Origin of the sequence: Flavobacterium lacustre (genome assembly GCF_027474525.2) — a bacterium.
In the GTDB taxonomy this organism is placed as follows: domain Bacteria; phylum Bacteroidota; class Bacteroidia; order Flavobacteriales; family Flavobacteriaceae; genus Flavobacterium; species Flavobacterium lacustre.
Genome location: NZ_CP114882.2, coordinates 1,620,628 through 1,635,349 on the forward strand (window position 1 = coordinate 1,620,628; position 14,722 = coordinate 1,635,349).

Here is a 14,722-nt window from a genome sequence, read left to right on the forward strand (position 1 = left end):
CTATGAAATCTGTTTTAATACTTCTTGTAATGCCTCTTTTGCTTTTGGCACAACAAAAAAAAGATAGTATCAGGGTGTTTTATTTGGGCGGTCAGTCCAATATGGAAGGGTTTGGCTATGTAAAAGGATTGCCGGATTCTTTAAAAAAGAATAAAAATGTTTTTATATATCAAGGAAATCCTGTTGGCGATAATGATAAAACCGGAGGTTTGGGAAAATGGGATTTGCTGCAAGCCGGACACGGAACCGGTTTTTCATCTGATGGAAAAACGAATGTACTTTCTGATCGATTTGGAGTTGAGCTTTCGTTGGCTAAAAGGTTGCAAGAATTATATCCAAATCAAAAACTCGCTTTTATAAAATATGCCAGAAATGGTTCCTCAATTGATAGTATCGGAACTGCTGGATTTGGTGCTTGGGAACCTGATTTTAAAGGAGGAAAAGGAAAGAATCAGTACGATTATTTTCTAAAAACGGTTAATAATGCCATGGCTGTAAAAGATATAAATGGCGATGGAGTTGAAGATGTTCTGATTCCAAGTGGTATTATTTGGATGCAAGGCGAAAGCGATGCGGATAAAACAGAGCAAATTGCAAATCAGTATTATTCAAATTTAAAGAGATTAATGGACCTTATGAAAGCTGCTTTTAGAGACGATGATTTACCTGTTGTAATCGGGAAAATTTCGGATTCTGGCGATGATACAGACGGAAAAGTTTGGGATTTTGGCGAATTGGTTCAGTATAGCCAAGAAAAATTTGCGGCAACAGAACCTAATGCAGCCATTGTAAGAACTACAAATAACTATAAATATTCAGATAAATATCACTATGATAATGCCGGATTTATTGACTTAGGCAAGCAATTTGCCAATGCAATTTTTCTTCTGAACAATAAAAAAACGAGTAAACTCTAAAAGTATTTTTGAATTAGAGCACTAAAACGGATTGTTAGAAAAACTAGTGTTAGAAAACAGATTTGTTGGATTTTGATATTTTGAAAAAAGAAAAGAAACGCAATTCCTTACTTTCAATATTTTTAAATTCAGAGTGTTATGATTTTTTTTTTTTTGATTTTAAAAAAAAAATTCATTTAAGAATCTTGAATTAAAATTCTTAGATGAAATAAAATAAAGGCTTTATAATTCTAAATTAATATATTTGAACCTGTATTTTTAATTTATGTTCAAAATGATGGGAAAATGGATGTGAACATAAAATAAAAAAGTATTGACTCTGTCAATTTTCCTAATAAACTTGTAGTTATGGTATTTAAATTAGGCGACTAAAATTGATTAAGAGAAAATTTAAAATAGAGGTTGTCCTTATCGGGCAACCTCTTTTAAATTTGGTTTCAATACTTTTTTCAACAACAATTTCTAACTAACAATTTTTTTTAATTCTGGTTCACTGCTTTTAATATAGCTTCCAGACTTTCTTCTGTAAATTTTCCTCCTGATAATAACATGAATTTGTTTATTGGCATATCAGCTAGCATGGCCTCAAAGAAAGCTGCTGCTTTTTTCTCATCTTCTGTTTCTGCTTTTTTAGTAGAACCTGTAAAACTTTGAACGATTTGTGCGTAGATAGCCACGCTGTTTGGAGCTTTTTTAAATTCTTTAAATAATGATTCACGAGTAAAAACTACTTTGACTGGTTTTGTAGATTGAATATCTATGGTTTGTTTTAAAGGTAAGTTACGAGAAGAACTTCCAACTAGAACATCAAATTTTCCTGATTTTATAACCCAATCATGAGATTTTGTATTGTAATAAGCAAAGTCACGAGAAGTCAATTTGAAGCTAACTGTTTTTTCTTCGCCAGGAAGTAAGCTTACTTTTTCAAAATGTTTCAATTCATTTTCTGGTCTTGCAACTTCACTTTCTTGTTCGTGAACATACAATTGAACCACTTCTTTACCAGCTACTTTGCCTGTATTTTTTACTTTTACAGCAATTGTAATTTCATCAGAATCTTTGGCAGATGTAGTATTTGCAGTAATGTCAGAATAGTCGAAAGTAGTGTAACTCAAACCGTATCCAAATGGGAAGTTAGGTTCAATTTTCTTTTTGTCATAATAACGGTATCCGATAAAAACACCTTCGCCATAAATTGCATTTCCGTCTCTTGATGGGAAATCCATTGCAGTTGGAGTATCTTCTAAACGTGCAGGGAAAGTTTCAGATAATTTTCCGGAAGGATTTACTTTTCCTGTCAATACATCGGCAATAGCTCCACCACCTGCTTGTCCACCAAGATAGGCTTCAACAATAGCAGTTACATCATTTTTCCAAGGCATAGAAACCGCAGCTCCATTCATCAAAACGACTACAATATTAGCATTTGCTTTTGCTACTTCGGCAATCAATTTGTTGTGACCAGCAGGCATATCCAGATTGTTTCTGTCGTACCCTTCAGATTCGTAAGAGTCTGGTAAACCAGCAAAAACAATAACTAATTCAGCATTTTTTGCGTTTTGAACTGCTTCAGCAATTTGTGCGTCATTTGTTTCTCCTGCGGTATTATATCCGGTTGAAAAGCTAAATTGAGTTCCTTTGGCTAATTTTTGTAATTCAGTAAGCGCATTTAGAATTTGAGTAGGACGAACTTGTGAACTACCGGCTCCTTGGTAACGAGGATTTTTTCCAAAATCACCTACAATAGCTATTTTCTTCAAAGATGATTTTAGCGGTAAAATTGCATTGTCATTTTTTAATAATACAATACATTCACTACTTACTTGTCTTGCTAATTCGTTATGTTTTATTTTATCGACAACAATTCCTTTTTTATGACTGTCTTTTGCTTTTAGCGTAACGGCTAAAACATCAATTACAATTTCATTTAATCGGGCTTCGGATAAAGTTCCTTTTTTTACGGCATCAACAATTTTTTTGTCATTAAAACCACCGCTTGCTGGCATTTCTAATCCTAAACCGGCATCAACTCCAGCAGCTCTTTCATTTACAGCTCCCCAATCAGAAACTACAAATCCTTTGAAACCCCATTGTTTCTTTAGAACATCATTTAATAAATAAGGACTTTCAGAAGCGTATACTCCGTTTAATCTGTTATAAGAACACATTACGGTCCATGGTTGTGCATTTTTTACAGCCATTTCAAATGCAGGAAAATAGATTTCATTCAGAGTACGTTCATCAACATTTGAACTGTTAGACATACGTTCCGTCTCTTGACTATTTGCAGCAAAATGTTTCATTGAAGTACCTACACCTTGACTTTGAACTCCATTAATATATGCAGTTGCAATAGTTCCTGCTAAAATAGGATCTTCAGAAAAATATTCGAAATTTCTTCCTCCAAGCGGAGAACGTTTCATGTTTACTCCCGGACCTAATAATATTTGAACATCATTGGCTTGAGATTCGACAGCTAATGCTTCGCCCATTTTTTGAGCCAATGCAGGATTCCAAGAAGAAGCAAGCGCAGATGCTGTTGGGAAACAAGTTGCAGGAACACTATTTGTGAAATCAAAGCCTTCTGCTTTACGCAAACCGTGAGGTCCATCTGTCATAAAAATGGAAGGAATGCCTAGTCTAGCAATTGCTTTTGTTGACCATGCAGTTTCTCCAGAACACAAAGAAGCTTTTTCTTCGAGTGTCATTTTTGCAACTAATTTGGCTGCTTTTTCTCTATAATCTACACTTTGGGCATACGATTGAGATGACAATGTAAGTCCGATGAGTAGTAAAATGATTTTTTTCATAAATTCTTAATTTGGTAATTTTATTGACTATTTTTAGTTTTTAAAACTATGTGTGTTATTTTGACGCAATGTACATATTTTTTTGATTCGAGATACATATAACATATTATTTTTGGTTATTTTTTTTACATATCATTTTTTTAAATGATTTTTAAAGGGAAATTCTTTGTTTTTTATGTAAAGTACTGTTTCTATATTTTATTCGGAAAGAGTAAAAAGAAGCGTTTGTACTGCTAATGGATTTTTGTATTCATTTTTTAGAAAAAAATGAACTAAATTGCACCTCAATAGTTATATTTATAAAGAAAAAAGAATACATATAGTATGCTGAACTCCGTATTGAAAGACTCTGAAAAATACCAGCCGGGCTTGTCTATAGACTGTGTTATTTTTGGATTCTATGATAACCAATTAAAAGTTTTATTAATAAAAACCGCCTATAGTGATCAATGGGGATTACCGGGAGGTTTTATTCCTAAGGATGAAGATTTAGATCTTGCTGCTAATAGTGTTTTGTTTAAAAGAACAGGATTAGAAGGTATTTTTCTTAGACAATTTGGCACCTTTGGAGCTGTAAAAAGGAATAAAGGACATTTTAATGATGGTATTTTTGATGCTTTGGATACGCCTTTGGAAGAAAGGAATTGGTATTTGCAACGGTTTATAACGATTGGTTATTATGCTTTGGTCGATTTTTTAGAAGCTGTTCCGCAGCGAAAAAAAGATACTGAAATTGTAGAATGGATTGACCATAAAGCGGTCCCGGATTTAATTTTGGATCACCAAAATATTTTAGATAAAGCTCTAGAAACACTTCGTATGGAATTGAATTTGATGCCCGTTGGATATAATTTACTTCCTGAAAAATTCACCATACCTGAATTGCAAAAACTATATGAAACTATTTTGGACAGAAAGCTTGATCGCAGAAATTTTCTACGCAAAATAACGGCTATCGGAATCCTGACTAAACTAGATGAAAAGAAAAGTAATGTGGCTCATAAAGCACCAAACTTATATAGTTTTGATAAGGAAAAATATGAAGAAGTCGTAAAAAATGGATTGCACCAGGGTTGGTAAAGCACATAATTATATCTTTTGTTTTTGTTGTTTTTAGAATAAATACTAGTTTTTTATTCTAAATAATAAATTATGTAAAATTTAGATCAATATTTTTTGTACTTTTTATAAAATAATTAAAATAATGAAAGAAGTATACCTAATTAAAAAACTCTTTTTTTTTAATTTCTTGATAACTACTACAGTTGCGGTCTGTCAAGAAAATTCAGTTCAGAAAGATTTAATTACTGTCATTAATCAATCCAAAAAATTTGATAGGATTAAAAAAGCTGAAATTGATAGTTTTAGGATTAAACTGAAGAGAACAAATCAGAACGATTTAATTTCAAAATATCGGTTGAATGCTGAGTTATTTTATAGGTATAAGTTTTTTAAAAGGGATTCTGCATTCCATTATGGTATACAGTCAAAAATTTTAGCAATTAAAATCAAAGATAAATCACTTATTGCAAATGCAAATATTAATCTTGCAGATATTTGCGTTTCTTCTGGAATGTACAAAGAAGCTATTGATTTTCTTGAACCTTTAATTAAGAATGAGTCCAAGGAAAATTATGGTACATTGTATTATGGTCTCTTGGGAAGATGTTATGGTGATATGGCTGAATATAGCAATAATTTATATTTTCAAAGTGAGTATAATAAAAAGGCTCGTAAGTATAGAGAAAAAGCACTTTCATTAACAGAAGATGGATATTTTTTTCATTATTTTCTAAAAGCGTTTAATAAGTCCAAAAATCATCAAATAGAAGAAGCTGTTTTTGAATTTGAGAATTTGTTAAAATTAAAAAAACCACCTCATGACCAAGCATTAGTTCATTATATGTTAGGAGAGCTATATCAGCAATTAGGTAGAAATGATCAAGCAATAAATCATTTGAAAGAAGCAGTAATTCATGATATTTCAACTTCAACAAAAGAATCATTAGCCATAATTAAGTTATCCGAACTATTATTTAAAAAAGGCGATATTCAAACCGCATCAATTTTAATTCATAAAGCTAATGAAGATGCACTCTTTTATGGAGCGCAACAGAGAAAGATTCAAATCAGCGCTATTCTGCCTATAATTGATCAAGAGATTGTTAATATAGTTGAAAAGGAAAAGGATCGTATACAATGGCAATATATTGTAGTCAGCTCTTTTTTAATTCTAGCGATTTGTTTCATTTTAATTGTTTATTACCAGTATCTCAAATTAAAGAAAGCCAAGAGGCTAATTGCGGATGCGCACGATAATCTGAAAAAAATAAATAATCAATTACACAAGGTAAATGAAAAGATTAATTTAAAAAATATTGAAATAAAGCAGGTTAATAAATTATTGTTAGAAGCCAATAAAATCAAAGAAGAATATTTAGGGTTATTTTTTACACAGTATGATGGTATTTTTGAAAAATTTAATTCGTTTATAATCTCAATGAAAAAAAGTATTGAAGATGAGAATTATGATAAGGTAAAGCGAATCATTTTAAGCTATAATTTGAAACGTGAAAAAGATAAACTTCTTGAAAATTTCGATTTAGCTTTTATTAATCTGTTCCCAAATTTCATTACAGAGTTTAATGCTTTGATGAAAGACAAAAATAAAGTTGAAATAAAAAATGGTGAGGTTCTAACTAAAGAGTTGCGAATTTATGCTTTAATCAGATTAGGTATAACACAGAATGAGATTATAGCTCAAATCTTGGGTTACTCAGTAAATTCGATTTATGCTTATAAGACCAAAATCAGGAATAATTCGATCCTAAATAAAGGTGATTTTGATCAAAAATTATTGAAAAAAACTACCCTGAAGCTGTAAAATATCTTTATTTTTCTATATGGTTTTTTTGAATAATATTTATATAAGTGTTTGATAATTAATATATTTATGTATTATTTTTTATTACAAATGCTTAATTTTTTCTATACTTAATTTTTTAGCGGTTTTCTCTGCTAGTTATTTAAGCAATTTTGTACTGAATGTTTTTTAATAAAACGCATTCAATTGCTATTTAACTAACCAAAATTAATGTATTATGAAAATTTCTTCATTCGGTAGGGCTAAATGGGCCCTATTATTAATTTTTCTTGTCGCCCCATTTATAATGGTGGCGCAAACCGGAAAAATTAAACTATCGGGTAAGGTTGTGGATGAAACTAACCAACCTTTGCCAGGAGCTACAATCACACTAAAAAATTCAAGCCAAAGTCTTGTAACTGATCTTGATGGAAAGTTTGATTTATTAGTTCCTCAACAAAATTCAGTTCTAGTTGTCTTTTATATGGGATTTCAGAGAAAAGAGGTAGCCACTAATGGGAATAGTTTTATTGAGATTAAACTGCAACAGGAATCGGAAACATTGAATAATGTAGTGGTTATAGGCTATGGGCAAGTTAGGTCTAAAGACTTAACAGGTTCTATTTCTACAATTAAATTATCTGATATTAGTAAACAACCAGTTGCAAATATAGGTGATGCAATACAAGGAAGAGCTGCCGGAGTTCAAGTAATTACTTCTGGAAAACCTGGGGACAATCCCACTTTTAGAATTAGGGGAACTGGTACTATAGGGAATAATGATCCTTTAATTGTAGTAGATGGAATGCCTTTAAATGGCGGGCTTAATCAAGTAAATATGAATGATGTAGAGAGTTTACAAGTATTAAAAGATGCTTCTTCTACAGCAATCTATGGTTCACGAGGTGCTAATGGAGTTGTGATTATCACTACTAAAAGAGGAACAGTGGGTAAGTCTACTTTGTCGTTAGATGTTTCTTCGGGAATTTCAGAAGCAACAGATGTTCTTCAGGTTTTAAATGCTAGTCAATTTGCGAGTTTGCATAATGATATATTGAATAATGCAGATTTAACTCCTAATCCCGCTTTTCAGAACCCAGCTACTTTAGGTGTTGGAACAAACTGGGTTGACGCTTTTTTCAGAAAAGGAATTCAGAATAATTACACTTTATCATATTCTTCTGGAAATGAGAAATCTAAAGTATATACCTCTTTGAACGTTTTTGACCAAAAAGGGATTATTATTAATACTGATTACAAACGTTATAATTTTCAATTTAATAGTGATACAAAAGTTTCAGAGAATTTGAAATTTGGGAATAGTATAAAATTAAACCATGATGTAAAATCACAAGGAGAGTATAGTATTCAAAACGCATTACTTTCATTACCAACACAACCTATTTATAGAGAGAATGGTGATTTTTCAGGGCCTATAGGGCAAGCAATTTATTCGGGTGATATTGATAACCCAATTGGAAAAGCTTTAATAATTGATAATTCAATAAAAGGATATAATATTCAAGGAAATTTATTTGGAGAGCTTACTTTTTTGAAAGATTTTAAGTTTAAAACTATTCTAGGTGCTGAAGCTAATTTGTGGAAAAATAGAACATGGGCACCAACTTATAATTGGGATACTAAAGTGGGACAAAATGCATTTTTGTCTGAATCTTCTAATCAATCAATTACATTATTGTGGGATAATACTTTAACATATCAGAAAAAATATGATAATGGGATTAGCGTTACAGGAGTTGTTGGTACTAGTGCTCAACAAAACAAATTTGAATATATAAGCGGTTCGATTCAAACTTTTCCAAGTGAAAGCACACAGACACTTAATAATGGGCTTAACCAACCGTCATTACATGGTACAGGTTCTGAATGGGCTATTTTTTCAACATTTGCTAGAGCTAATTTTGATTACAAAAATAAATACTATGCGACTGCAACAGTTAGAAGAGATGGATCTTCTAGATTTGGTTCAGGAAATAAATATGGAACATTTCCTTCAGGATCATTAGCATGGAGAATATCCAATGAAGAATTTTTCAAATCAAAGTCAATAGATGATTTAAAATTACGCTTAGGTTATGGTATCACAGGAAATCAAGAAATAGGAAATTATTCATTCTCTTCAAATTACAATACTTATTTATACAATTTTAATGGAACATATGTAAGTGCTGCAATTCCAACAGTTCTTCCAAATTCAAATGTTAAATGGGAAGCTCAAGAACAGTATAATATTGGTTTAGACGCATCACTTTTTAATCAAAGAGTTAACTTGACTTTAGATGCCTATGTTAAAAATACTAATGATATGTTAGTGCCACAATCTGTGCCAGTTACTTCAGGTTACTCAGATATTTATGTGCCGTATATTAATGCTGGAAAAATCCAAAATAAAGGGATTGAACTTATAATTAATACTAAAAATATTCAGAGAGATAAGTTTGCTTGGACTACTGATTTTGTTTTTTCATTGAATAGAAATAAAGTTCTTGATTTAAACAGAGATGCTCCATTGGTTACAGGTGGGCTAGGGTTAAATTACAATGTGTCAAGAATTCAAGAAGGATATCCGATAAATGTTTTCTACGGATTTGTTCAAGACGGTCTATTTCAAAATCAAGCGGATGTAGATAATCATGCAGTACAAGTTCAAGGTACCTCATCTGGTAATAGTACCTCTCCGGGCGATGTTAGATTTAAAGATTTGAATAATGATGGTTTAATTACAGATGCAGATAGAACTTTTATTGGAAATCCTAATCCAGATTTCTCAGCATCTTTGAATAATACTCTTACTTATGGTAACTTCAATTTAAGTATCTATTTACAAGGGGTATATGGAAATGATATTTTTAATGCCAATAGACTTTATACAGAAGCAATGTCCATTACAACTAATCAATCTACAGCAGTATTAGATAGATGGACGGCTTCAGGAACTAGTAATAGTATGCCTAGAGCAGTATATGGTGATCCTAATAACAATAATAGAGCTTCATCACGATATATTGAAGATGGTTCTTACATCAGAGTTAAAAATGTAACACTTTCTTACAATGTGCCAAATAATCTGTTTGGTAAAAAGATTTTCGATAATGCGAAGATATATCTGTCTGGTCAAAATTTATTGACTTTCACAAAATATACTGGATTTGATCCAGAGGTTTCAACTAATGGTATAGATAATAATATTTATCCCGTAACTAGAATAGTATCTCTTGGTTTAAATGTTGGATTTTAATAAATAGAAAATATGAAATTTATAAAAAAAATAGTTTATGTATCAGCAATTTTTGCTTTTACTCAGTGTTCAAATGATTTCCTAGAAAAGGCACCATTGGACACTATAAATACTTCTAATTACCCAACTAACGCAGCCGAATTAGTTACATTAGTTAATGGTGCATATCAACCACTTCAATGGCCTAAGTTGTACAATATGAGAATGTGGACATCTGATATTATGGCTGGTAATAGTATTGTAGGTGCTGGTGGTGGATCTGATGGAATTGAAACTCAAGACAATTCTAATTTTGTTACTACTACCGATAATCAAGGTGTTTTGGATATTTGGAGAGGACCATGGCCAGGAATTTTAATGTCAAATATGGTATTAAAAGTAGCTCCAAATCTATCGATCGATGAAGACATCAAAAACCGCTCAATGGGCGAAGCATATTTTTTAAGAGCACATTATTATTTTATTTTGGTACGTTATTTTGGTGATCTACCTTTAATTACCACTCCTCAAAGTTCAGATAGTGATTTGTATCCAGAACGAGTTTCAAAAGACTTAATCTATGATCAAATAATTTCAGATTTAGAAAAAGCTGCTGAATTATTGCCTAATAAAAGTGAATATACTGGTGCTAATGTTGGTAGAGCTAACAAAGGAGCAGCTCTAGGTGAATTAGCCGAAGTGTATCTTACACTTGGAAATAATTGGCAAAAAGTGGTTGATTTGACTACTCAAGTTGAAGGTTTGGGTTTTAGCTTAAACACTAATTATGCAGATAATTTTAATCCTTCAAATGAAAATTCTGTAGAATCTCTATTTGAAGTACAGTATAATAGTAATGGTGGATTTAGTTTTTGGAGCAATGAAAATCAGGCTTCATGGACTAGTACTTTTATGGGACCAAGAGGAAGTAATTTTGTAGGCGGAGGCTGGGGTTGGAATCAACCTACTCAAGAATTTATTGATTCTTATGAACCAAATGATAGCAGAAAAGATATTACTGTTTTGTATACAGGTTGTCCTGCATTTGATGGTAAAACATATCAAGCAACCTATTCAACAACGGGATATAATGTTAGGAAATTTTTAGTGCCTCTTAGTGCTGTGTCATCTTATGATAATAGTCCATTGAATTTTCCAATTTTGCGTTTTTCGGATATTTTATTAATGAAATCAGAAGCCTTGAATGAGTTAGGACAGACTTCTCAAGCTGAAGTGCCACTAAATAAAGTAAGAAATAGAGCTGGTTTATCTAATATCGCTTCAGGATTGAGTCAAGAGGAATTTAGAAATGCAGTGTTGAAAGAAAGAAGAGTTGAATTAGCTTTTGAAGGGCAAAGATGGTTTGATTTGATACGTGTTAATAAAGGGCAATACGGTCTTGATTTTCTTCATTCAATTGGAAAGAATAATGCGACATCAAAACATTTATTATTTCCAATACCACAGATAGAAAGAGATAGAAATCCAAAATTAACCCAAAATCCAGGGTATTAAAAAATACTATTATGAAAAATATTTTTATAAAAAAACTTTCAATTCTTAGTGTCCTATTTATGGCACTTATGAATACATCATGTGAAGATTTATTGAGTGACTCAATTTTTAATTACAATGATGAATTAAAGCTAACTACTTCAAATGAAGAAGTAGTTTTAGATGAACGTAAACCAAATGAAAACGTAACATTCAAATGGACTACTGGAACAAATAAAGGCACAGGAGCTGCAATTAGTTATGTTCTTCAAATTGATAAAGAAGGTAATGATTTTGCAACACCTTTGGAATATGAAATGGGAAAAAATGTTTTTTCTTATTCATTGAATTGGGCTACACTGAATTCTATTTTGATAAATACATTTGGAGTGCAAGCGGGTACAACCCAAATAATGGAAGCTAGAATTATTGCAACAGTCTCCAGCCCAAATGTGGAAAAACAAATTTCAAAAATAGCATTTACAATCACAACCTATGTGCCTGTTTCTTCTCAATTATACATGGTTGGTAGTGCAACTTCTGTAGGCTGGAATGTTTCTGATGCTTTATCAATGACACTTTCTACAACTAAACCGGGGACTTTTATTTATCAAGGGCCTTTGAGTTCTGGGTCTTTCAAACTACCAGTAAGTAGAGATGGGTGTTGGTGTCAAGATTTTTATACTAAAAGCTCAACCGATGCTAATATAATGGTTCATAATATTGGAGGTAGCGGTCAAGATTTACAATGGCAAATTACACAAGCGGGGCAATATAAAGTAACTGCAGATTTATTAAATCTTACCATTACTATTGAATCTATTGTAGGGTCATCTTTTTCTCAAATTTGGATTGTGGGTGATGCTTCTCCGAGTGGTTGGGATATTGATAATCCTAAAGCATTTACTCAAAGTCAAACGAATCCATTTATATTCACATATGAAGCTAATTTTACACAAGGAGATTTTAAAATTCTTGCTGGTGCAAAAGGGAATTGGTGTGGCGAATGGTATCGACCATTAACAAATGGTCAGAGTTTGTCATCAACAGATGTTGAACAAAATTCGGGCTGTGGTACTGATAATAAATGGACAATTGGCTCAGCTGATGTTGGTAGATATAAAATTACCCTAAATACTCAAAACAATACTATTAGTATAAAAAAAGTTGAATTGTATATTATAGGTGATGGTGGTCCAAATGGTTGGAATATAGGAAGTCCTTCAGCGATGACTTATAGTAATGGTAGTTTTGTTTATACTGGCGCTTTAAATTCAGGAGAATTTAAAATTGCTAAATTTAAAGGAGACTGGTGTGATGGAGACTGGATTAATGCAGCTACTGCAAATCAAAATATAACAGATGGTAATTACATTATAACACATGGTTGTGATGGACCAGATAATAAATGGAAATTACAATCAGGTGATGCAGGGAATTACGAAATTTCAATCAATTTAGATAATGGAACGATGACAATTGTGCATCAATAAATTAATTATTGGCCAATTTTTTAATGAATTGGCCTATTTAAAATATAGATTATTATGAGCGTTTTTAAATATTTATTATTTGCTTTAATTTTAGTAAATTGTAGTAATAGTGATAATAGCATCCCCGTAGATCCCGTGCCTCCTGTTGAGACAATTCCATCGATCACAATTAGGTCAGATAAAGCAAAATACAATCCTGGCGAATCGGTTGTTTTTAAGATTGACAAACTTCCCAAAAATAGTACCGTTAGGTATAAATATTTAAATGTGACTTTGTCTGAAGAGCCGTTAACTAATGCAAGTTGGAGTTGGACACCTCCAACTCAAGATTACAAAGGATATATGGTAGAGGTGTATTCGGTAGCTAATAGTGTTGAAACTATTTTGGGAACTATTGGTGTTGATGTTTCTTCTGATTGGACTAAATTTCCTAGATATGGGTTTCTTTCTAATTTTGGAAGTATTAGTGATAGTCAAATGTCTTTAATACTTGATAATCTTAAAGATTACCACATTAATTCGTTGCAATTTTATGATTGGGGAAACAAACACCATCAGCCATTAAAAATGGATGGTAGTTTACCTGCTTCAACTTGGTTAGACATATCTGGAAGACCAATGTCATTTAATACAGTCAAAACTTATATTGACAAAGCACATAGTGTGAATATTGCTTCGATGAGTTATAATTTACTTTATGGAGCTTGGAATGATTATAATGTTGATGGAGTTTCAAATCAATGGTTTTTGTATAATGATCAAAATCATAGTAATATAAATAAACATGTTTTACCAAGTTCTTGGCAAAGTGATATTTTGGTAACTAATCCAGCAAATACATCTTGGCAAGATTATATTTTTGATAAAACAAACACTGTGTATCAGAATTTAAATTTTGATGGTTGGCACTTAGACCAACTAGGAGACCGCGGTAATGTTTATGATTATAATGGAAATTCTGTTCGAATTAATGAAACATTTGGGCCTTTTCTTCAAAACTTGAAACAAAGATTTTCTGCTAAAAAAGCAATCCTAAATGCAGTAGCACAATACGGTCAGTCAAATATATTGACTGCGCCAGTTGATGTTGCTTATACAGAAGTATGGGCTCCAAGGGATAGTTATAAAGATTTAGCCGATATTATTCAAGAAAACAATACGCTTTCAAATGATAGGTTAAACACGGTTCTTGCAGCTTATATGAATTATGATAAAGCTAATAGCTCAGGTTTTTTTAATACTCCAGGAGTTTTATTGACTGATGCTGTAATTTTTGCATTTGGTGGATCCCATCTAGAATTGGGTGAACATATGCTGGCTAAAGAATATTTCCCTAATAATAATTTGCAAATGAATGGGGAATTAAAAAAATCTTTATTTGAATATTATGATTTTTTAGTAGGATACCAAAATTTATTGAGAGATGGTGGGGTTTTTAATTCACCAATACTGTCTTCAGGAGATGGCAAAGTGAATTTAAAAAATTGGCCACCCTCTTATTCTAATGTTGCCTTTGTAGGAAAAAAAACTTCAAACAAACAGATTATTCATTTAATAAATTTTTCTAATGCTACTAGTTTAAATTGGAGAGATACAAATGGCGAGCAAGCTACGCCAACTAGTAAAAGTAATTTTATTTTAAATCTTCAGAATGCTCAAACGGTAACAAAAGTCTGGTATGCTTCTCCAGACTTAGATGGTGGAGCATCAAAAGATTTAAGTTTTAACCAGGTTGGCAATAATTTAGTTTTTAAAATCCCATTGCTACATTATTGGGGTATGATAGTTATTGAATATTAATTTTTATACATTTTGCTGCTTGTCTTCACTTGTTTTGTCTCTTTCATCTGCTTTTCAATATTAATTTAGGTTAATAGTTTGTTTAAATAAAGTGGTGCGGTTGAATT

The 14,722-nt window shown here is 31.7% G+C and carries 8 protein-coding genes; 7 read left to right on the forward strand and 1 reads right to left on the reverse strand.

The window, feature by feature from the left end; genetic code table 11:
* Positions 1-2 precede the first annotated feature (2 nt).
* Complete coding sequence (locus O6P34_RS07095; RefSeq protein ID WP_269686623.1) at positions 3-917, forward strand: sialate O-acetylesterase; 915 nt, start codon at positions 3-5, stop codon at positions 915-917.
* A gap of 479 nt (positions 918-1,396) precedes the next feature.
* On the opposite strand, the gene O6P34_RS07100 is transcribed toward O6P34_RS07095, so the two are convergent.
* A complete protein-coding gene (locus O6P34_RS07100) occupies positions 1,397-3,727 on the reverse strand; it encodes a glycoside hydrolase family 3 C-terminal domain-containing protein (RefSeq protein ID WP_269686624.1) in 2,331 nt (776 codons plus the stop codon).
* A gap of 324 nt (positions 3,728-4,051) precedes the next feature.
* On the opposite strand from O6P34_RS07100, the gene O6P34_RS07105 reads away from it, so the two are divergent.
* The 6 genes from O6P34_RS07105 (at position 4,052) to O6P34_RS07130 (ending at position 14,615) form a co-directional block, all read left to right on the forward strand.
* Positions 4,052-4,807, forward strand: a complete 756-nt coding sequence (locus O6P34_RS07105) for an NUDIX hydrolase (RefSeq protein WP_269686625.1) — start codon at positions 4,052-4,054, stop codon at positions 4,805-4,807.
* A 124-nt stretch (positions 4,808-4,931) separates the two neighbouring features.
* Positions 4,932-6,611 carry a SusR family glycan utilization regulator gene (gene susR / locus O6P34_RS07110; RefSeq protein WP_269686626.1) on the forward strand — a complete coding sequence of 560 codons (1,680 nt, stop codon included), beginning with the start codon at positions 4,932-4,934 and terminating at the stop codon, positions 6,609-6,611.
* A 217-nt stretch (positions 6,612-6,828) separates the two neighbouring features.
* Complete coding sequence (locus tag O6P34_RS07115; protein WP_269686627.1) at positions 6,829-9,849, forward strand: SusC/RagA family TonB-linked outer membrane protein; 3,021 nt, start codon at positions 6,829-6,831, stop codon at positions 9,847-9,849.
* 12 nt (positions 9,850-9,861) lie between these two features.
* The gene (locus tag O6P34_RS07120; RefSeq protein WP_349293445.1) at positions 9,862-11,343 is read left to right on the forward strand and encodes a RagB/SusD family nutrient uptake outer membrane protein; all 1,482 of its coding nucleotides are present in this window, start codon (positions 9,862-9,864) and stop codon (positions 11,341-11,343) included.
* Between the two features lie 68 nt (positions 11,344-11,411).
* The gene (locus O6P34_RS07125; protein WP_269686629.1) at positions 11,412-12,815 is read left to right on the forward strand and encodes a SusE domain-containing protein; all 1,404 of its coding nucleotides are present in this window, start codon (positions 11,412-11,414) and stop codon (positions 12,813-12,815) included.
* Positions 12,816-12,869: 54 nt separating this feature from the next.
* A complete protein-coding gene (locus O6P34_RS07130; protein ID WP_269686630.1) occupies positions 12,870-14,615 on the forward strand; it encodes an endo-dextranase in 1,746 nt (581 codons plus the stop codon).
* The last annotated feature ends 107 nt before the right edge of the window (positions 14,616-14,722 follow it).